Below are 19,293 nucleotides of genomic sequence, written 5' to 3'. Positions count from 1 at the left end.
AATTTAGTGTTACTTTTGTAATCAAATAAATAGTAATGATTCAGAGAATACAATCGGTTTATTTAGCATTGGCATTTATTATTGCAGGCGTTTTATCTTTAGTTTTTCCTTTATGGAAAGATGCAAACGGGATAGATTTTCGCGTTGGGCAAAGTACCTTATACACGTTGATGTTTGGTGCAAGTGCAGCTTTAAGTATTATTTCGATTTTCTCTTACAAAAAAAGACAAACTCAATTTGTTTATAACAGATTGAACATGATATTGAACTTTATATTACTAGGATTATTTGTGTATCAATCGCTAAATTTATCTGGAGAAACTTTGGTTTCAGAGAAGGGTATTGGGATGTTTCTTCCTATCGGATCTATCATTTTGCTGGCATTAGCCAACAAAGCCATAAAGAAGGACGAAGATCTTGTGAAATCTGCAGATCGTATACGATAAACCTTTTATCTTAGTTTATTAGTGCGTTAAAAAATCCGACCAATGGTCGGATTTTTTTGTGAGTATAATTTTAGTTTTTATAGTAATACAAAAAACGATATCCACCAGCATAAACATTGCCGTACTGAATAATTTCAGGATAATGATCTTGCCTTACTTTGTATTGAATATTATCAAGTAAAACGGGTTGATGATGTTCTATATATTCATTCTGTAAAGGAAATGTACAATGTGTATTTATAAATCCTCTGTTATCAAATAGATCCCGAACTACATAATAATAATTTCCGAAATCAAAACCACTCACACCATTATCTAATAAATTCAGATATTGTAATCTAATGTTAGGAGGTAATAAATTCCTCTCAGGATTATACACATTCTTTGGCGTTTTAAAATCTGTTACACTATTAGATGTGACATTGTACTGATTGTATTGATAATACTTTAAAGATTCATTAGGATCATTTACACTATAATCTAAAGTATTTTCATGAACCATTTCATTGTTCTTATAAATGACTAAATCTGACATTTCTAATTCATTAACATCATTATAATCATAGTTAAATGCAAATGTAAAGGTTGTATTATAAAATCCGCTTAAAACAACAGTTCTCGTATCAACAAATCCATTTGCTTCATAAGTAAAATAATGCTTAATCTCTAATAAAGTAGATGGCGGATGAGATTCTTTAGTTTCATACATATAAGTCAATCCTGGTAAACTTGGTGTAGCTTTAGAAAAGAAATCATAATAATACATCTTCATAGAATCTAATTTTACATTCGTTGCAGTTGGTGTTGATAAAGTTTCTCCCACGCCCATTGCCTGCGTATTATCTATATTTGGAAAGTCTGATGTATAGCTCTCTACGATTTCTTCATCATTATTATTACAGCTAAATAATAAAACTGACAAAAATGTTAATGATAAGTATTTGTTTTTCATAAGAGTGTTATTTTTAAAATATAAATATAAACAAAAAACCTCAAACATTTCTGCTTGAGGTTTTTCGCATTTATGAAAAAATCTATTACTTTACTTCTTCGTAATCTACATCTTGTGTAGCATCGCCACCGTCTTGCGTTGGTTGTGCTTGTTGCGCACCACCTTGCTGACCGTCTTGTGCTTTGTACATTTCTTCCGATGCTGCTTTCCAAGCTTCGTTGATTTTGTCTAAAGCAGGTTGAATTGTAGCTACTTCACGAGTTTCGTATGCTTTTTTCAATTCTTCCAATGCACCTTCGATGTTCGATTTGTTAGCGTCTGACAATTTATCGCCAAACTCTTTCAATTGTTTTTCGGTTTGGAAAACCATTCCGTCTGCCTCGTTTAATTTATCAGCAGTTTCTTTCAATTTATTATCTGCTTCAGCATTTGCTTCCGCTTCTTTCTTCATTTTTTCGATTTCTTCCGGAGTTAATCCTGAAGAAGCTTCGATACGGATATCGTGTGATTTTCCTGTTCCTTTATCGGTTGCCGATACTTTAATGATACCGTTTGCATCAATATCAAAAGTAACTTCAATTTGTGGCACACCGCGTTGTGCTGGTGGTAAACCGTCTAAATGGAAACGACCAATTGTTTTATTATCGTTTGCCATTGGGCGCTCACCTTGCAATACGTGAATTTCTACCGATGGCTGATTATCTACAGCCGTAGAAAACACTTGTGATTTTTTTGTTGGAATGGTTGTGTTCGATTCGATTAACTTTGTAAAAACACCACCCATAGTTTCAATTCCTAATGATAAAGGTGTAACGTCTAACAACAATACGTCTTTAACATCGCCCGTTAAAACGCCACCTTGAATTGCAGCTCCTAAAGCAACAACTTCGTCAGGATTTACTCCTTTTGATGGTTTTTTACCGAAGAATTTCTCTACTTGTTCCTGAATTACCGGAATACGTGTTGATCCACCTACCAAGATTACCTCATCGATATCAGAGATTGATAAACCTGCATCGTTTAAAGCTTTTTTACATGGTTCCATTGAACGACGTACCAATTCGTCTGCTAATTGCTCGAATTTTGCACGAGTTAATGTTTGTACCAAGTGTTTTGGTCCTGTAGCAGTAGCAGTTACGTAAGGTAAGTTGATTTCAGTTTGAGCTGATGATGATAATTCGATCTTCGCTTTCTCTGCAGCTTCTTTTAAACGTTGTAATGCCATTGGATCCTGACGTAAATCTACACCTTCTGCACTATTAAATTCGTTTGCTAACCAGTTAATGATTACTTGGTCAAAATCGTCACCTCCTAAATGTGTATCTCCGTTTGTAGACAATACTTCAAAAACTCCGTCACCTAATTCTAAGATCGAGATATCAAATGTACCACCACCTAAATCGTAAACTGCAATTTTCTTATCTTGTCCGCCTTTATCTAAACCGTAAGCTAACGCAGCAGCAGTAGGTTCGTTGATAATACGCATAACTTCTAAACCAGCAATTTGACCAGCTTCTTTAGTAGCCTGACGTTGTGCATCGTTAAAATATGCAGGAACCGTAATAACTGCCTGTGTAACTGTTTGTCCTAAATAATCTTCGGCAGTTTTCTTCATTTTTTGAAGTGTCATTGCCGATAATTCTTGCGGAGTGTACAAACGACCGTCGATATCAACACGTGGTGTATCGTTATCACCCTTAACTACTTTGTAAGCAGTGTGGGTTAATTCTTTCTGAACTTCAGAAAATTTCTCACCCATAAAACGCTTAATAGACGCTATGGTTTTTGTAGGGTTTGTTACCGCCTGACGTTTTGCAGGATCACCCACTTTAATTTCGCCACCTTCTACAAAGGCAATCACAGACGGCGTTGTTCTTTTACCTTCTGCATTTGGAATAACCACAGCTTCGTTACCTTCCATTACAGCAACACAAGAGTTCGTAGTTCCTAAGTCAATTCCAATTATCTTACTCATATTATTATATCTTTTTATTTTGTATTTATTGTTTTTGTGATTTGTTCACGGATTCTATTAGTCAATTGTTGTGCCTAACTTAAAAAGTATAAAAAAATGTCAGAAACCGTCAGAACAAAATGACATACTGTCAGAAATCGCTTCATAATTAATCAACAATAATGTCAAAAAGTATCTGTTGCAAACATTTGTCATATCTAACAAAATTTTAAAAAACTTCCATTTATTTTTGCCTATCTTCGCTTTATTAATTGTTTGATTTTTATGGAATGTATTTCGGTTTTTGATATGTTAAAAATTGGCGTTGGTCCATCGAGCTCCCACACATTAGGACCTTGGAGAGCCGCCGAACGCTTTATTGCCGAATTAAAAGAGTTGAATATTTTTGAAAAGGTTGAACGTGTTTCTGTTGATTTATACGGATCGCTTTCGTTAACCGGAATTGGTCATGCTACCGATTTAGCAGTAATGCTGGGTTTAAGCGGTGCCGATCCTGAATACGTTCCTGTTGATGATATCTCCGGAATTATCGATCAAATCAAGCAAACAAATATTTTAAACTTGGGAAATGCTGTCCACATACAGTTTAATCCAAGCGAAAATATTGTATTCAACAAAAACTTTTTACCTTTTCATGCCAACGGTTTAACGTTTACGGCATTTTATCAGGGTGGCGAATATGTATCAACCTTCTACTCTATTGGTGGCGGATTCGTTGTAAAAGAAGAATCTTCAGAAAGTTCAGAAAAAGACGAAATTAAAGCGACTTTCCCATTTCCTATTGATAAAGCCGATGAACTTTTAGCTTTCTGCAAACAAGAAAACAAATCAATATCAGAACTGGTTTACGAAAACGAATTATCGTTACGATCTCCCGAAGAAATCGATCATGAACTAATGCGCATTTGGAACACCATGCTAGAGTGTATCTACATTGGTTGCCACACCGAAGGAACACTTCCGGGCGGATTGAATGTTCGCAGACGTGCTTACGATACGTATCAAAAATTAAAAGGCGATTTACCTTATAACAATCCGCAGGAATGGCTGCAAACCATTCGCAAAACAAAAGTTTATTTCCGTCAGATCTTAAAATGGGTAAGCTGTTTTGCTTTGTCGGTAAACGAAGTTAACGCATCGTTAGGTCGCGTGGTTACTGCACCTACCAACGGAAGCGCAGGCGTAATACCTGCCGTTTTAATGTATTACTTAACTATTGAAAACCATAAAGCGGGCGATAAAGAAATTAAACAGTTTTTAATGGTTGCCGGCGAAATTGGTTCGATCTTTAAAAAAGGAGCGACTATATCTGCTGCAATGGGCGGTTGTCAGGCAGAAATTGGCGTATCGTCTGCAATGGCTGCTGCGGCATTGTGCGAATTAATGGGCGGAACACCCGAACAAGTTACCGTTGCTGCCGAAATTGCCATGGAACATCATTTAGGTTTAACGTGCGACCCAATTGGTGGTTTGGTACAGATTCCATGTATTGAACGCAACACCATGGGTGCCATTAAAGCCATTAACGCAGCCGAATTGGCGTTAGACACCGATCCTAAAAACGTAAAAGTTCCGTTAGATAAAGTTGTGAATACCATGTGGCGAACTGCGCAGGATATGAACAACAAATACAAAGAAACATCAGAAGGTGGTTTGGCAATTGCCGTTAATATGGCCGACTGTTAATGCATTTTATCAATGAAAAAAGCACTTTTATTTGTTTTACTTTCAACAACTCAATTTTGGGCGCAACCTAAACATCCTGTCAAACCATTACCTCGTTTGTATGTGGTAACTCCCACCGTTGCATTTAACAACGAAAAAGGATCAAAAGCCGTGGGCATTTTTCTACGTGGTGCACAAATAGATTCGTATGAATTTCTTCAGGATAAATATGTTTATAAAGTTTACACACCGCATACCGAAACCATTTACATTACCGATACTTACAATGTAAAAGAACGTTTAAATGCCAGCGACGATTACGAAAAATCGCCGGCAATTATTATAGAAAACGATGGTTATTACGGATCGCCCCATTTGTTTACAACAGTTGCAAGTCTTAAAATTCGCGAATTACCTAACAGTTCGTCTGCAGCTGTAGGAAATCTGTTAAACGGAACACCTGTACCAATTTATTATTATCCATACAATGCAGAATCTTGGATTCCGGTGCAGATTGATGATAAAAAAGGATACATTCCTGTGAAATATGTTGGCAAGCGACCAGATTTAAATGCTTTAAAGAACGAATACAAAAAGGCCGAAACTTTAGAAGATCAAAAGAAATTTGCAGAACGTATTTTAGAATTAGGTTGGAACAGCAATCCCGAAGAAAACGAAGCGGCTTTGCGTTTGTATGCCGAATTTGCATCAAAAAATAATCAACAGGATGTTGCGGAGATTTGTTTACTGCAAGCCGATGTTTTAAAGAATATTCCAAAAGACGATTTTAATCTTCCGATTAAATTACAGAAGGAAAAGCAGTTTGGCTTTACATTGAATAACGAAGTAGAACCTGAAAAGGGATTTAAAAAAGCTTTTTTGGAAACTAATTTAGGAAAGATTAAAGATCAATATACCAATTTAGACGATTGTGGTTTGGGCGATTATGAAACCAACGTGTTTTTTGGTTCGGTAGAATGTATTGGGCACGATGTAAATAAAACCTACCACATACGATCTATGGAAATGGTAAATACCAACGGTTTTAAAATTAAAAACACCTATTTAAATAATACAACAACTCCTACCGAATTTTTAAAAGCCGGTATGGGATTGATCTCCTCTATAAATCCGCTTACCAATTCATATTACATCAGCAATGATTACATGACGTACGAATTTCAGTTTAAAAATGACCACCTTTTTAAAGTAACGGCTCATTATTATTGTTAAATAGAAACTTACAATAAACACAATTTGAACTTCAGTATTTAAACGAAAAAAGCAAGAAATAACAGCTAACTGCCTTTTTCTTAAACTTTTTATCTAATTTTACCACAACTAAACAACAATTATTACAGTATGTCTGTTGCAAAAAAAGATTATAAAATAGTGACTACCAAGTCGCTTTTTGATATGAAACAAAACGGAGAAAAAATCTCTATGCTTACCGCTTACGATTATACCATGGCTAAAATTGTAGATTCTGCCGGGGTTGACGTGATTTTGGTGGGCGATTCTGCCAGCAACGTAATGGCGGGTCACGAAACTACTTTACCTATAACTTTAGACCAGATGATTTATCATGCATCGTGCGTGGTTCGTGGTGTAGATCGTGCATTGGTAGTGGTTGATTTACCTTTTGGAACCTATCAATCTGATTCTAAAAAAGCATTAGAATCTGCCATTCGCGTAATGAAAGAAAGTGGTGCGCATGCCTTGAAGTTAGAAGGCGGTAAAGAAATTAAAGAGGGAATTAAAAAGATTTTGGGTGCTGGTGTTCCTGTCATGGGGCATTTGGGTTTAACGCCGCAATCTATTTATAAATTCGGAACATATACGGTTAGAGCAAAAGAAGATGCTGAAGCCGAAAAATTGATCGAAGACGCTAAAATGTTGGAAAAAATTGGATGTTTTGCCATTGTTTTAGAGAAAATTCCGGCAACATTAGCTACAAGAGTCGCACAAGAAGTATCTATCCCGATTATTGGAATTGGTGCAGGTGGCGGCGTTGACGGTCAGGTTTTAGTTGTACACGATATGATTGGAATGACGCATGAATTCAGTCCTAAATTTTTAAGACGATACATGAATTTATACGAAGACATGACAAAATCTATCGGTCAGTATGTTGACGATGTAAAATCAAAAGATTTCCCTAATACAACAGAGCAGTATTAATTACGATAAACCACAGATGCACAGATCTTTTCTTCAATCTAAATATTTCTCTAGATTTGATCTACAAAATACATTGCATCTAAAACAATCAAATGAAATCACATTTTCATCTGTGCATCTGTGGTAAATTATTATTTTCATAACTAATGAAAATCTATTCAACAAAAGAAAATTTACAGGTTTTATACGAAGACAACCATATAATTGTGGTAAATAAGCGTGTGGGCGATATTGTTCAGGGCGATGAAACCGGCGACAAACCTTTAAGCGATGTTGTAAAAGAATACATAAAAGATAAATACAGTAAACCGGGCGCGGTTTTTTTGGGTGTGGTTCATAGGTTAGACAGACCAACATCAGGCATTGTGTTGTTTGCAAAAACATCGAAGGCGTTAACCCGACTGAACGATTTGTTTAAAAATCGTGAAACGCAGAAAACCTATTGGGCAGTTGTAAAAAATCAGCCGCCAAAAGAAAGCGATACGTTGATTCACTACCTAACTCGAAATCCAAAAAACAATACATCAAAAGCGCATTTAAAAGAAGTTAAAGACAGCAAGCAAGCGGTTTTAGATTATAAGATCATTCAAAAATTGAATTCTTATTTTGCGTTAGAAATCAATCTACATACGGGTCGTCATCATCAGATCCGTTGTCAGTTAACTGCCATTGGCTGCCCTATTAAAGGCGATTTAAAATATGGTTTCGATCGAAGCAATCCAAACGGCGGAATTCATCTGCACGCACGAAAATTAGTATTGAACCATCCCGTTACTAAAGAAGAAATAAAAATTATTGCTCCGGTTCCCGATGATATTATTTGGAAAAATGTAGAAAAATAGTATATTAGATTAAAAATTTTAGATATGAAATGGGAAAGAAAAAGTAGCGGTGGTTTTGAAGACCGTCGCGGAATGTCGGGCGGTGGTAAAGCCGTTGTTGGCGGCGGAATCATTGGTGTGGTTGCATTATTATTAACCATGTTTGGTGGAGAAACCGGTCAGGTAATCGGTAACATTTTAAACCAAACACAGGGCACAACACAATCATCGGAACAAGTAAAAACAAGAGAATTATCAGACGAGGAAATAACATTAGGACAGTTTTCTGAAGCTAATTTTGTTTATAATAATGAAACTTGGACACAAATTTTTCAAGAAAACGGTCAAAAGTATCAAGAGCCGGGAATGGTTTTGTTTGATGATGGTGTAAATACTTCATGCGGTTCGGCAACATCTGCAGCAGGTCCGTTTTATTGTCCGGCTGATCAAAAAATCTATATGGATTTACGCTTTTTCGAAGAATTGCGTACACGTTTTGGAGCAAAAGGTGGCGATTTTGCTATTGCCTACGTAATTGCACATGAAGTTGGTCATCACATACAAACATTAGTAGGAACCAATCAAAAAGTTCGTCAAGCACAAGAAGGCAAAGGTAAAGCAGCAGCCAACAAGTTATCGGTTGCACAAGAATTACAGGCAGATTTTTATGCAGGAGTTTGGGCAAGCCGTAACAAAGAAAAGTTGGAAGCTGGCGATATTGAAGAAGCAATTAGTGCAGCACAAGCAGTTGGTGATGACGCCATTCAGAGTAAAATGCAAGGTCACGTTCAACCGGAAACTTTTACCCACGGAACATCGGCAGAGCGTAAAGCCTGGTTTATGAAAGGATATAACACAGGAGATATCAACCAAGGCGATATTGAAACAATATATAACAGTATTCGATACTAAAACAGCAAACAATTAAAAAAATGCTTCGTACTTTTGCGAGGCATTTTATTTTTATATGAGTTACGAAATCGATCAGCTGAAATTATCAGAACAAATAATTTCCCTTGCCAAAAAAGTATCAGTTACGGCTGGTTTGTATATTTTTCTTACGTTTATAATTGTTTCGTTTATTTATATGGTTGGGTTGATTTCTTTAATAGGATCGCCCGACGAGTTTATAAAACTTTCTAACCAAACAATTGCCGAAGAATTTATTGCCGCAAATGCAACCGAAATTATGATTGTAAACATGGTGGCAAGCATAGTTCTGCATTATTTTTTTGGCGGAATTTACGGTATGATCAAAAAAGTAAACGCACAACCATATGCCGATTTAGGCAGTGCCTTTACAACTATTTTTAGTAAACAGGGACTAAAAGCATTGAATGTAATCATCCTTATTCAAATTATAACTACCGCAATATCTTATTATTTGGAACTTGCCGGTTTTGGCTTGGTTGGTTTAGGCATTAGTCTGCTGATACAACTTTTAACTTATTTCGCCGTTCCAAGCATTTATATAAGCAATTTCAACATTACAAAAAGCGTGAATTTCAGTATACAAACGGTCAATCAAAAACCGGGATTTTTATTTGCATTCATCGCATTTACCTATCTTTTGTCGTTTATTGGGATTTTATTTTTCGGAATCGGAATCGTGTTAACTTTGCCTTTAAACTACATAGTTGCATACAGTTTATACACACATATAACTGAACAACAATCTTAATTGTTTGTCCATAAATCACGATCTAAACTTCGGTACTGAATAGCCTCGGCAATATGCTGGGGTTTTATTTTATCGGCAGTTTCCAAATCGGCAATTGTTCGTGCAACTTTTAAAATTCTGTCGTACGCTCGGGCAGATAAATTCAGTTTTTCCATGGCTGTTTGCAATAGATTCAGTGAAGTTTCATCGAGCTCACAAAAAATCGAAATGAGTTTTGTAGGCATTTGTGCGTTGTAATGAATTCCATGATACTCTTTAAATCTTTTTGATTGAAGCGAACGAGCGTGGATGACACGGTTTCTTATAGCATCGCTTTTTTCGGCTGTTGATTTATCCGCCAGCTTTTCAAACGGAACAGGATTAACTTCAATGTGCAGGTCAACTCATAGGGTTCAAACCCTTATAAACACTAGGTTTATCAATTTCAACAGCTAATCGCCTCCAATATTTCCTCCAAACATAGTAATTATTGTTTAAATAACAAAACTTGTATTAAGTTGTAATTCCTTCAAATTCAAGACTTACAGTATATATTTTTGAAGATTCATCTTTAAATTATCCAAATATTTTGATTTGATATTTGACATGTTTTTAATCGCTTCAATTGAATTTTTAAAATTATAATAGACCTTGTTTGTATCAGCTACATATACATTTTCAATAGTTTTATTCTTTTGCCATTTTATAATATTTTCGGTCGATGTGCCAAACATATCGGCTAAACCTTTTCTATCAATTAAATGTGGTGCTTCTATCCTATTATCAATTAAAATTGGTTCGATTTTGTCAACTCGTTGTGCAATCATTGCATCAATCATTTTACCAAAAGTTGAGTAACCATAAGTAAATTCAATATATTCATTTAATTCTTCACCATATATTTCAAACTTAATCTTTTCTTTATCTGTGTACTTTTTCATTTTATAACTTTTTATATTCCTTATATAGAATTTTTAAAAAAAGTTGTTGAAATGGGTAAAAAAAGTTGTAAATAATTATAATTATTATATCCTAAATGAGCGATTTAAGCCATTATATTTGGAAAGAAGAATAATGTTAGCACGCAATAAAGAAGCTCTTAAATCGCTTTAAATGTAGTAAAAATAAGGGTTTGAAAGGGAATAGAACAATAATTATATATGTTATACTATTAAATTTTTGACTAAAAAAGACCCCAGCTAAATTATGTTAGCTGGGGTCTTTTGCTTATGGAAATTTGAAATTCACCATTTCAAAATTTTGAAATGTTTTTTGGTTAAATTGTATGTTTAGCAATATTAGGATTAATTTCTTAACTAGAAATATTCAATATAAATTTGTTGTAGTTAATTGAATTTACAATATGAAATTTTAAAATTTACCAATATAAACTTTTGAAAAATAGATTTTTGGTTAGATTAGAATGTGAGGTAATATGTGTTTTAGTAATAAGGGAAAATTATTAAATTGAGTTATTTACTATAAATTTGCTACTGAATAATTGATTTTTATTTTAATTAGTTACAGAATTCATAAAAATAATCATGTAGCCGAAAATAGTTAACAAAATATTAGGAAATATCAAAATAATTTCTTAATTTTGCAAAACAAATTTGCCTTACTAGTCTATATCACTAACGTAACGCTTAAATAACTAAAGGATGAATTTAAATTCACAAAATCTCATGAATGGGACACAAACAACAACATGCACCGACATGGCTTCGGGAACGGAATTACTAACACCTCATACTTTTATTATGGAAAAACCTCCAAAATCAAAGAAGAAGGACATTATTTCTAAAATTGGGTCACTTGCAATAACCCTTAAAATATTTGTAGAAATAATTGAATTTATTCTTACTTATGTAAACTAGACTTTAAAAGGGACTGATTCACAGTCAGTTCCTTTTTCATTTCTTTTTGATACATGCAAAGATAGATACATTTTTTTTAAAACAAAAGAAAAACGAAAAAAAAATAAAAGAAAAACAGAATAATTAAATATAAGAAAAGTAGAAATGAATGAAATAAGTAATTAAAATTGACCTACTTACATATTTTTTATAAGTCATCTATTACTATATTCATCACCTTTTTTTATTAAGCCTTAAATATTCTCTTTCCATCAAATTTTTATTAACCCTCAATAGACTATCCTTACATGCTTTTACAAAGTCTAAATTGGTATCAAATGTTCTAATTATTAATTGTTTATCATCATTTAATTCTACAATAAATGCCATTTTAAATTGGTATAATTTATTGTCTATTCTTTTATAAAATCTGTAATCAATTAAATCACCAACAGTTAAACAATGGTGTATTAAATAAGGTTTATTTTGAATATTATAATAGTCAACGAAAACTGCATTCATGGAAAATGCAAATGCTTTACGCATAAATGATTTTGAATAATTATCGTTATCAATTGTTATTAAATTGTTTTTTATCAAAGTATCATAAATATCAATATAAGTATCATTGTCTTTGTGTAATACTAATAATTGTGATGGTATGCTATATTGCCAGCAATCGTATTTGGTAAAATATACCTCATTTTCATCTTGACATATTTTTTTAAGGGTATTAAAATCTATCTTCATGTATTATATATTATTAAAATCATCAGCCATTTCATCAAGAATATTAAAATTATCATTCAAATTGCATAACTGATGTATCCATTGTTTTTTATAGGTAGCTTTTATAAATGATGAGGTTTTTAAATCAATTGGTATATTACAATTTTTAAATCTTTTTAGAAGGTCATCAACCAAATCATCTATAAAATAATAGTACTTTTCTGTTGTGTATTTAAAGGGTATATCCTCATATAAAAAATTGTCGTTATCATCATATAATGTTGTTTGAAAGACTTTACCAGCATATTCATTATCATCGGTGTTAAGTAAAATGAAATATTCATTGCTAAAAAAATACTTTTTAGATTTTGATTTTTTATAATGCAAAAGGGTAACATTATCGGTTGAATGCTGGTTAAGAATAAAGATGAGGTTTTCTAATATGACATATTTTGGCGACATTATTTATCATTAATTTTATAATCTATATATAATTATTATAATACCATGCAATCAAATAAATTCATCAATGCTTATGAGATAAACTTAACCTTTTCTATGTTTAAGTATGTCAATGCAAGTGCTAGCGATTCAACCAAAATATGGGATAAAGATTTAAAGATGAGCCTTAATCATGTTTATAAAGTGCTAGATAAGAAAGGTAATTGTTTGGGTATTTTTATGGATTTTGAGGGGTTAAATGAGGCGAAAATGAAAAGGATTTTACAAAAGATTGATATAATTGAACACGAGTTTTTTATGTATTATAATAAAAATGTGGTTCGGATTGGCTGGAGGGTTGATAATAAAATTACTGTGAAATAAAAAACACCCCTTTAAGGAGTGTTTTTATTAACTATTCTTTTTTATGTAATGAATTGTTTGTAATAATGCAAAATGGCGATTTCCTTCAATATTATAATATTTTACCATTGAAGAATACAAGCATTTAAGGTATTGGAATACAACATCTATTATCCTATTTATTCCATTTTGTACTCTTTCGGTAGTAGGAAAATATTTAAAGTAATCTAATACACCAATGGTTGTGTGTGATTCGTTTGACAGAAGTTTGTAAAATTTTGGCTTGTATCCACTACTAAAAATTTTATACTCACTTATTATTCCATCAATTAAATCTGAAAGTGAAGATGAGTAAAATTTACCATTCTGAACATAATTAAATTTATGCACCATCTTATATTTAAAATGTGGTTTAAAAATTTTATGTGTTCTTATTTCATTATCAATAATATCAAGTTCTTTTTTTGCTTCTAGTTTATATGGTTGATTTGATTCATGTTTATCATCAAATAATTTGAAACGTTGAAAAGCATAGTTATACTTTAATAATAGTAGGTTAAACTTTTCTTCATCTTCATTTTTTGATTTAGTAAAAATCACATTAAATTGTGCAATAGTTTCAGCTATATTCCTTGATATTGTACATATTGCATTAAAATCATAGACAATTCCAAGGTCTGTTTCACCACTACCCTTATCTATTAATATTCCTAAAGTACATAAATTAAGATATATTTTTTCTATAAATAAGGTACTATCATTTTTACTAACACTTGTGGCTTCTTTTGTCTCTTTATACAAATCTCTTGCAGTATTAAGATAGTAACCAAAGAGTATCTTATTCGATTCAAAAGTATCATTATTGATAATAAATTTTACTTTCTCTCTACTTTCCAAATCCTCAATATGGAAGGTATCTAATATTTCATCAATGTTCATGTTTTTGGTTTAAATATAATAAAAAAAGCACCTATGAGGGTGCTTTTAATTTTGTCAGCTATAAATATATAAAAAATACAAATCAAAAGAATTACAAAACCAAATCAATGATGTTATAAATAACAAACAAATCTATTTTGCTGACATAAACAGTATCATTTGTTATTACAGTATATATTAAGATTGGGTTGTTCCCTTTTATAATTTTTTGACGAATTATGAACAAATTTTGTTAATAAGTAATTTAAATTAAATTTTTGAATGATAAAGAATGTTTGTTATCTTTATCATTAATCAATTTGTAAAATTAGACTCAATAGTTAGCCTATGACACAAAATTAAAAAATGGAAAAAATGGAAAAAAACGAACCAACTAATCATTCAAAACATGATTGGTTCAAATGTAAAATTGCTTCATCATTAGTCGTTAGATTTATAATGAAAGCAATTGAAGAGTGTGTGACGTTACTCTTCCCTAACTTGAAAAAAAGTATAATAAACTTTATAGTTTCCCTTTGGTAGGACAGAGGTTACTTTTATTCTACGATGTGAAATTAGTGATAAATAATTAATGTATTTACATTTTAACATAAATTTAACAAAATAAGATAAATGTTAAAGGGAGTAGTTACTTTATTATATATAAGCTATGAGTAAGTTGAAGTTGCTTATTCAATTAGTTTAGTCACTAATAATACTATTTTTTAGACTTCAAATAAAATCCAGCTTTAAGGCTGGATTTCTTTTTTTATAATAACACGCACCCCGACCAATCACCAAAACGGACATGATATAGATAGATAATAGATTAAGACGAAATATTATTATAGATATATTATAATTATTATACATAGATATATACATTATTTAATATTTATAGTATAATCCTGCACCTATACCACACCCCAGCAATAAAAAATATTCAACTATTATCTAAAATAGTGGTATAGGTGCAAAGGGGCGCAATCACTTTTAATATATACTAAAAATAGTATTAACAAAGTGACTAAAAAAATTACAATTTATGGTTTAAACAATAATTTAAACATAACAAAAAACAACATTAATAATATTGTATCAATATTTCCGAATGATATTATAAATGATATTACAAATATCGAAAATTATAAGAATTTAGATTGGTCTGATTTTCCCCAAAGAAACAAACTAAATAAACAATTCACTTTTTATAATGGTAAAGATAAAAGGGATGTCAATAATGGTTTAGCAATTAGAGTTGGGAAAATTTCTGAATTTCTTCAATACATGATAAGCTTACATGAACATAATGATAATAAGTTCATTTTTAATATTGATGCTATAACTATCAAAAATATTCTTGGAAAAGATTATGAAATGATATTGTGTTTACTTCATAATTTAAAGATTATTGAACGAACTGGAACTTATTACAATGGAACAGATTCACATTGTTACGCTTATATAATAAGTAAAAGATTAATTTACACAGCAGAGAATTATTCTATAATATTTATAGAAGACCCAAAGAAAATTGATAAGTTAGAAAAGAAAACCATATCAGAAAATTATAATGATGAGGTTGTTGCAATTACTGATAAAAGAATGATTGACACGCTAATTACAACAACATTAGATAAGCCATCAGCATTAACTTATTCAATCAATGATTTCTTTAACAGCGCACAACAAAAAGAACATTTAAATAAACTAATATACCGAATCAATTACATCTTATTATTCGGGGTTAAAAAGTATTTAAAGTCAGGCGAAAAATCTAAAAGAATTTATTCACACTTAACCTACATGCCGAAGGAATTAAGACCATTTTTAAATCGAAAATTCTTTAATGTTGACCTTACTAATAGCCAATTATTAATACTATGTTATTATGCTAAACTTAATAATTTAAAGATTGATAACTCATTTATTGATGATTGCCAAAATGGTGTGATTTACGAACAGTTTATGTTGCTTAACGATAATGATAGAAAGCAATCTAAAGTGGCTGTTTTTTCAGAAATATTATTTGATTTTAAAACTGCCAAAAATAATTTAACTAATGCTTTATTTAAAAAGCTTTACCCTCAAACATGGTTAACACTAAAAGAAATAAACGATTCTAAAAAAGAAAATGGAACGTTAGCATCTAAATTACAAAGCATGGAATTTGATATTTTTAGTACAACACCATCAGTTTGTAAAAATTCACATTTCCTCTTTACGTTACATGATTGCATTTACTTTAATGATGCTGATGATAAAGATTTGGTGATTCAACATCTGACAAATAAATTCGCTGAAATGGGTTTAAAAGTTAGCTTTAATTTTGAATAAAAAAAGCACCTTGAAAACAAGGTGCTTTATATTTTTGATTCGTCAGACACATAGGTTCATAATATTCAAATCAGGATAATAACATATTAGAGTTTTACCCTTTCTTCCACGCCCATTAATCTTTAAATAAACTCTTTGGACTTTACCCTTCCCTATAAATATGTGAGAATTAGGTATTTTAGAGTTCAGAATTGCTAAAATTAAAATTGCTACAAGCATAATTGAAACTTTAGGTTAACCTTGATAGCAGGCTATCAACTTCACAGTAAGAAAATTCTTACTGCGATAACGATTAAAACAACAAGCTTTAATCTAGTGTAGATATAATGATAATATCAACTCTACAAAAGTACAAAAAAATTATATTCTACAAAAAATTAGCTTTAAAAATTTGGTTAAAAAACTTTTCAAATTCTTACAACTTTTTTCGTTTTTCCTATATAATATATAGAAGATGAAAGAAGTGATTAGCTTTCATAATTATTAATTTATTTTATAAAAAAACCTCGCTATCAAAGTAATAGCGAGGTTTCTCATTTTGTTCAACTATTTGTATAAAAAATCCATGTTTTTGCAAGAGCCGATTAAAATATTAATATATATGATATAAAAATAAATTAATCAAAATGTTAACTAATCATGACAGCAATTTAAAAATTTATGTGGTCTATTCTCACAGCAACACATTAACAAAACAACCATTCTATGTAGGCTGTGGCTCATTAAAAAGAGCAAAAGATTTATGTGGTAACTCTCGCAATAAAGGGTGGTTAGCCATTAAAAATGAAATTGGAAAAGAAAATATTAAAGTTGATATAATCGCTTACTTTTTTTCACCTGAACAGGCATACGATTATGAATCGTATTTAATCGAAGATTATAGAAATAAAGGTTATAATCTAACCAATATACTAGCTGGTGGCATTGGCAATAATTTGCCTAAAGACCGAACAAATTGTAGGTCAGAATACACACCTATATTTGACTATCTAACAGGTGAAATTACAAATGGTAAAGAATTAAGAAAAGAGATAAAAGATAAATCTAACAATTACTATTACCGATTAGCATCGGGCGAAATTGGTCAGAACAAACGCTATAAGTACATAGATTTGATGACACCAGCCGAATTAAAATCACTAGCCAATTTACATGGTGCTTTAAAAAATTATCTTAACTAATCATGCAGAGTTTAATTTTTAGTAAAAAACACGAATGGTGTGATGAAGTGGTAGAGTTTGTAATGAATCGCCAAAATTTAGATAACTTTTTAAATTCCGAATACACTTATTTAATAAATGATAAAGGCAATGAAATTGGCTATTTAATTGAAGATATACACCTTTACTCTTTTAGCAATCAAATTTTAGAGAAAGTAGTTGATGTATGTGATTCAATACAATTAAAAATAGATAATAGCCAACTAATAGTAGTATTAAACTATTCCTTAAAAAAGATAACAACAATAACAGTAATAAATTATGAGGGTGGCAATTAACCACCCTTTTTTAAAAATAATATAAATACAAATGGCAAAGAAAAAAGATATAAATAATGATTCATTTAATGAAGAAATTAACAATGAATCAATCGAACAAGTCAACAATTTAGAGTTAAGAAGAGAAAAGTTTAAAAAATATTTTCCTTATTCTACTTACATCGGGTATGAATTAAACGATGAAGAAAAAGAATTTATTGAAAATCTAAATGAAAAGATTTTAAAAAATGAAGACATACCCGAATTTAAAAGGCTGAATCTTGAGATTTTTAATAATAAAATAACAATCACACCCAATTGTGGTAGTTGTATAAGTTTAATTAAATCGAGAATGGTCGCTTTAAAATTATATAAAACCTTATTTGATTAAATCATGATAGCAATTAAACACAATTCATTTATTAAATATTCGGTGGTTGTGGTTGATGATAAATTTTTGTTTAAATATAAATGCTGGTTAAGGTACAATATATTAAACGTTACCGTGATTGATGATACGATTGAACTAGATGAATCGGTTGATTTTAAATCTGCTAAAAAGATGATGATAGCAACAATATCATCATTAAATAAAATTCTTAATTGATAGTATGGCACAAACACCTGAAGAAAGAAAACAAAAGCAGTACGAATACAATCAATCAGAAAAGGGAAAGGCGAGAAATCGAAAATGGGAATCTCAAAACCCTAACGGTATTAAATATAGACAAGAATACCGTGATAAAAACCGAGATTATTTTATTGAATACAATAAGAAATATCGAGAAACAGAAGGATATAAAAATTCAATTAAAAAGTATCAATCATCAGAAAAATATCAATCAAGGTTAACAACAGCATATAAATTTTATGGTGAAATGGTAACCGAATTTTTAGATGATGGCAACAATAATGAAATTGAGCCGATTGAAATTGAACCAATTCAAGAAAATGAAGATAATACAATGAAAAACATATTTACCGATGAATTTATAAATAGTCTATGTGACGAATGGATTGAATGGCTAGAGAGTGCCACGTACTTGAATTCGTCAAGTTGTGTCGTGTTTAGAAAAGAGATACCTAGGTCAAATTATTTTCAATTTTTAATCCATTATAAACAAAAAAATGGTGTTCGTGTATCATTAGCCGATTTAGAAAAGGAATTTTTAAAGAACGAATTACTTCGTGACCGATTGTACGAAATTGATTTGATGTACGAGCAATTACTAGAGATGTACATGACATCGGGCAAGATAAATGCAATCGCATCTAAATTTATGTTTACTAACAAATACCGTGACAAATGGCAAGATATTTCACATAAAAACACAACCACCACAATTGAAAAAATTGTTTGGAATGAAAATTTGTACATAGATGCACAAGTTGTTGAGGATAAACAATTGCCACCATCACCACCAAAATTAACTGAATCTAATGAAGATTTTGATTTTGAAGATTTATAAAAT

Annotated in this window: 20 protein-coding genes and 1 pseudogene; 14 read left to right on the top strand and 7 right to left on the bottom strand. The window is 31.2% G+C overall.

The window, feature by feature from the left end; genetic code table 11:
* The first annotated feature begins 35 nt into the window (after positions 1-35).
* Positions 36-446 carry a DUF4293 domain-containing protein gene (locus F0460_RS09525; RefSeq protein WP_150012600.1) on the top strand — a complete coding sequence of 137 codons (411 nt, stop codon included), beginning with the start codon at positions 36-38 and terminating at the stop codon, positions 444-446.
* A gap of 70 nt (positions 447-516) precedes the next feature.
* Here the strand turns inward: F0460_RS09525 and F0460_RS09520 are convergent, their stop codons facing one another.
* On the bottom strand, positions 517-1,275 hold the full coding sequence (locus tag F0460_RS09520) for a hypothetical protein (protein WP_150012598.1): 759 nt from the start codon (positions 1,273-1,275) through the stop codon (positions 517-519).
* Positions 1,276-1,483: 208 nt separating this feature from the next.
* A complete protein-coding gene (gene dnaK / locus F0460_RS09515; protein WP_150012596.1) occupies positions 1,484-3,373 on the bottom strand; it encodes a molecular chaperone DnaK in 1,890 nt (629 codons plus the stop codon).
* 264 nt (positions 3,374-3,637) lie between these two features.
* On the opposite strand from dnaK, the gene F0460_RS09510 reads away from it, so the two are divergent.
* From F0460_RS09510 to F0460_RS09485, 6 genes are all read left to right on the top strand, one after another.
* A complete protein-coding gene (locus F0460_RS09510; RefSeq protein ID WP_150012594.1) occupies positions 3,638-5,059 on the top strand; it encodes an L-serine ammonia-lyase in 1,422 nt (473 codons plus the stop codon).
* Positions 5,060-5,071: 12 nt separating this feature from the next.
* Positions 5,072-6,271, top strand: a complete 1,200-nt coding sequence (locus tag F0460_RS09505; protein ID WP_223810795.1) for an SH3 domain-containing protein — start codon at positions 5,072-5,074, stop codon at positions 6,269-6,271.
* A gap of 129 nt (positions 6,272-6,400) precedes the next feature.
* Complete coding sequence (gene panB, locus F0460_RS09500; RefSeq protein WP_150012592.1) at positions 6,401-7,219, top strand: 3-methyl-2-oxobutanoate hydroxymethyltransferase; 819 nt, start codon at positions 6,401-6,403, stop codon at positions 7,217-7,219.
* Positions 7,220-7,365: 146 nt separating this feature from the next.
* On the top strand, positions 7,366-8,061 hold the full coding sequence (locus F0460_RS09495) for an RluA family pseudouridine synthase (RefSeq protein WP_150012590.1): 696 nt from the start codon (positions 7,366-7,368) through the stop codon (positions 8,059-8,061).
* A 24-nt stretch (positions 8,062-8,085) separates the two neighbouring features.
* Positions 8,086-8,952 carry a KPN_02809 family neutral zinc metallopeptidase gene (gene ypfJ / locus F0460_RS09490; RefSeq protein WP_150012588.1) on the top strand — a complete coding sequence of 289 codons (867 nt, stop codon included), beginning with the start codon at positions 8,086-8,088 and terminating at the stop codon, positions 8,950-8,952.
* A 55-nt stretch (positions 8,953-9,007) separates the two neighbouring features.
* The gene (locus F0460_RS09485) at positions 9,008-9,721 is read left to right on the top strand and encodes a hypothetical protein (RefSeq protein ID WP_150012586.1); all 714 of its coding nucleotides are present in this window, start codon (positions 9,008-9,010) and stop codon (positions 9,719-9,721) included.
* On the opposite strand, the pseudogene F0460_RS09480 reads toward F0460_RS09485, so the two are convergent.
* Both F0460_RS09480 and F0460_RS09475 read right to left on the bottom strand, forming a co-directional pair.
* A pseudogene (locus F0460_RS09480) lies at positions 9,718-10,104 on the bottom strand (magnesium chelatase subunit ChlI family protein); the annotation flags it as partial. The gene F0460_RS09485 and the pseudogene F0460_RS09480 overlap by 4 nt on opposite strands.
* A 138-nt stretch (positions 10,105-10,242) precedes the next feature.
* Entirely contained in the window at positions 10,243-10,641 is a 399-nt protein-coding gene (locus F0460_RS09475; RefSeq protein ID WP_150012582.1) for a hypothetical protein, read from the bottom strand.
* A 744-nt stretch (positions 10,642-11,385) separates the two neighbouring features.
* Between F0460_RS09475 and F0460_RS09470 the strand changes: the two genes are divergently transcribed.
* A complete protein-coding gene (locus F0460_RS09470) occupies positions 11,386-11,577 on the top strand; it encodes a hypothetical protein (RefSeq protein WP_150012580.1) in 192 nt (63 codons plus the stop codon).
* A 213-nt stretch (positions 11,578-11,790) separates the two neighbouring features.
* Here the strand turns inward: F0460_RS09470 and F0460_RS09465 are convergent, their stop codons facing one another.
* Together F0460_RS09465 and F0460_RS09460 are read right to left on the bottom strand one after the other, a co-directional pair.
* Positions 11,791-12,306 (bottom strand): hypothetical protein, encoded by a 516-nt coding sequence (locus tag F0460_RS09465; protein WP_150012578.1) that lies wholly within the window; start codon positions 12,304-12,306, stop codon positions 11,791-11,793.
* Between the two features lie 3 nt (positions 12,307-12,309).
* The gene (locus F0460_RS09460) at positions 12,310-12,747 is read right to left on the bottom strand and encodes a hypothetical protein (protein WP_150012576.1); all 438 of its coding nucleotides are present in this window, start codon (positions 12,745-12,747) and stop codon (positions 12,310-12,312) included.
* 45 nt (positions 12,748-12,792) lie between these two features.
* On the opposite strand from F0460_RS09460, the gene F0460_RS09455 reads away from it, so the two are divergent.
* Entirely contained in the window at positions 12,793-13,110 is a 318-nt protein-coding gene (locus F0460_RS09455; protein WP_150012574.1) for a hypothetical protein, read from the top strand.
* Between the two features lie 27 nt (positions 13,111-13,137).
* Here F0460_RS09455 and F0460_RS09450 read toward each other — a convergent pair whose 3' ends face one another.
* Positions 13,138-14,028, bottom strand: coding sequence for a hypothetical protein (locus F0460_RS09450; protein ID WP_150012572.1), 891 nt, complete (start codon positions 14,026-14,028; stop codon positions 13,138-13,140).
* A 1,002-nt stretch (positions 14,029-15,030) separates the two neighbouring features.
* Between F0460_RS09450 and F0460_RS09445 the strand changes: the two genes are divergently transcribed.
* From F0460_RS09445 to F0460_RS09425, 5 genes are all read left to right on the top strand, one after another.
* On the top strand, positions 15,031-16,344 hold the full coding sequence (locus F0460_RS09445) for a hypothetical protein (protein WP_150012570.1): 1,314 nt from the start codon (positions 15,031-15,033) through the stop codon (positions 16,342-16,344).
* A gap of 626 nt (positions 16,345-16,970) precedes the next feature.
* Positions 16,971-17,525, top strand: a complete 555-nt coding sequence (locus tag F0460_RS09440; RefSeq protein ID WP_150012568.1) for a GIY-YIG nuclease family protein — start codon at positions 16,971-16,973, stop codon at positions 17,523-17,525.
* 2 nt (positions 17,526-17,527) lie between these two features.
* Entirely contained in the window at positions 17,528-17,842 is a 315-nt protein-coding gene (locus F0460_RS09435; RefSeq protein ID WP_150012566.1) for a hypothetical protein, read from the top strand.
* Positions 17,843-17,873: 31 nt separating this feature from the next.
* Positions 17,874-18,212 carry a hypothetical protein gene (locus F0460_RS09430; RefSeq protein ID WP_150012564.1) on the top strand — a complete coding sequence of 113 codons (339 nt, stop codon included), beginning with the start codon at positions 17,874-17,876 and terminating at the stop codon, positions 18,210-18,212.
* A gap of 220 nt (positions 18,213-18,432) precedes the next feature.
* Entirely contained in the window at positions 18,433-19,290 is an 858-nt protein-coding gene (locus tag F0460_RS09425; RefSeq protein WP_150012562.1) for a hypothetical protein, read from the top strand.
* The last annotated feature ends 3 nt before the right edge of the window (positions 19,291-19,293 follow it).

The organism is Paenimyroides baculatum, from assembly GCF_008629655.1.
Classification (GTDB): domain Bacteria; phylum Bacteroidota; class Bacteroidia; order Flavobacteriales; family Flavobacteriaceae; genus Flavobacterium; species Flavobacterium baculatum.
Note: the sequence above shows the minus strand (reverse complement) of the source record. Positions and strands in the feature narration are given on the sequence as shown.

Bases quoted from the DNA above. Each gene is read 5' to 3' on its own strand.
- F0460_RS09525 (WP_150012600.1), top strand. From the start codon at position 36: ATGATTCAGAGAATACAATCGGTTTATTTAGCATTGGCATTTATTATT.
- F0460_RS09520 (WP_150012598.1), bottom strand. From the start codon at position 1,275: ATGGGCGTGGGAGAAACTTTATCAACACCAACTGCAACGAATGTAAAA.
- dnaK (WP_150012596.1), bottom strand. From the start codon at position 3,373: ATGAGTAAGATAATTGGAATTGACTTAGGAACTACGAACTCTTGTGTT.
- F0460_RS09510 (WP_150012594.1), top strand. From the start codon at position 3,638: ATGGAATGTATTTCGGTTTTTGATATGTTAAAAATTGGCGTTGGTCCA.
- F0460_RS09505 (WP_223810795.1), top strand. From the start codon at position 5,072: ATGAAAAAAGCACTTTTATTTGTTTTACTTTCAACAACTCAATTTTGG.
- panB (WP_150012592.1), top strand. From the start codon at position 6,401: ATGTCTGTTGCAAAAAAAGATTATAAAATAGTGACTACCAAGTCGCTT.
- F0460_RS09495 (WP_150012590.1), top strand. From the start codon at position 7,366: ATGAAAATCTATTCAACAAAAGAAAATTTACAGGTTTTATACGAAGAC.
- ypfJ (WP_150012588.1), top strand. From the start codon at position 8,086: ATGAAATGGGAAAGAAAAAGTAGCGGTGGTTTTGAAGACCGTCGCGGA.
- F0460_RS09485 (WP_150012586.1), top strand. From the start codon at position 9,008: ATGAGTTACGAAATCGATCAGCTGAAATTATCAGAACAAATAATTTCC.
- F0460_RS09475 (WP_150012582.1), bottom strand. From the start codon at position 10,641: ATGAAAAAGTACACAGATAAAGAAAAGATTAAGTTTGAAATATATGGT.
- F0460_RS09470 (WP_150012580.1), top strand. From the start codon at position 11,386: ATGAATGGGACACAAACAACAACATGCACCGACATGGCTTCGGGAACG.
- F0460_RS09465 (WP_150012578.1), bottom strand. From the start codon at position 12,306: ATGAAGATAGATTTTAATACCCTTAAAAAAATATGTCAAGATGAAAAT.
- F0460_RS09460 (WP_150012576.1), bottom strand. From the start codon at position 12,747: ATGTCGCCAAAATATGTCATATTAGAAAACCTCATCTTTATTCTTAAC.
- F0460_RS09455 (WP_150012574.1), top strand. From the start codon at position 12,793: ATGCAATCAAATAAATTCATCAATGCTTATGAGATAAACTTAACCTTT.
- F0460_RS09450 (WP_150012572.1), bottom strand. From the start codon at position 14,028: ATGAACATTGATGAAATATTAGATACCTTCCATATTGAGGATTTGGAA.
- F0460_RS09440 (WP_150012568.1), top strand. From the start codon at position 16,971: ATGTTAACTAATCATGACAGCAATTTAAAAATTTATGTGGTCTATTCT.
- F0460_RS09435 (WP_150012566.1), top strand. From the start codon at position 17,528: ATGCAGAGTTTAATTTTTAGTAAAAAACACGAATGGTGTGATGAAGTG.
- F0460_RS09430 (WP_150012564.1), top strand. From the start codon at position 17,874: ATGGCAAAGAAAAAAGATATAAATAATGATTCATTTAATGAAGAAATT.
- F0460_RS09425 (WP_150012562.1), top strand. From the start codon at position 18,433: ATGGCACAAACACCTGAAGAAAGAAAACAAAAGCAGTACGAATACAAT.